Source organism: Pseudomonas sp. EL_65y_Pfl2_R96 (assembly GCF_963970905.1).
Lineage (GTDB): Bacteria > Pseudomonadota > Gammaproteobacteria > Pseudomonadales > Pseudomonadaceae > Aquipseudomonas.
This window is the reverse complement of record NZ_CAXAQH010000286.1, coordinates 1-476: the sequence shown is the minus strand read 5'-3', so window position 1 is coordinate 476 and position 476 is coordinate 1. Positions and strand designations below refer to the sequence as shown.

1 protein-coding gene is annotated in these 476 nt (G+C 66.6%); it reads left to right on the top strand.

The annotated features are described in order from the left end of the window. The coding region (locus AACY49_RS30655) for a transposase (protein WP_339528040.1) at window positions 1-441 on the top strand (441 nt) is incomplete at its 5' end. Window positions 442-476: the final 35 nt, after the last annotated feature.

Here is a 476-nt window from a genome sequence, read left to right as displayed (position 1 = left end):
CTCGACAAGCGGGTTGCCGCATTGGACAAGAAGATCACCCGCCGTGCTCGCGAGGACGAGGTGGCGCGTCGGCTGATGACGATCCCTGGCATCGGTCCGATCACGGCGACGGCGATCGCAGCGATCGCGCCTCCGGCCGAGACCTTTGCGAAGGGGCGCGACTTTGCGGCATGGCTGGGGCTCGTGCCCAAGCAGAAGCTGGGTGCGATCTCGCGCATGGGCGAGCGAACGCTCAGGCGGTTGCTGATCATCGGCAGCAGTGCGGTCGTGTTGCAGGCGAGCAGGCGCGGTGCCCCCAAGGGCTCGTGGCTCGAGGGCATGCTCGCGCGAAAGCCGCGCATGCTGGTAACGGTCGCGCTTGCCAACAAAACCGCCCGCATCGTCTGGGCGGTGCTAACCAAGCAAGAGGATTACAGAGCTCCGGTCGTAGTCGCGACGTAAGTCGAGGCAGGCCAGAGGCGTCGGAGGGCGCAGTC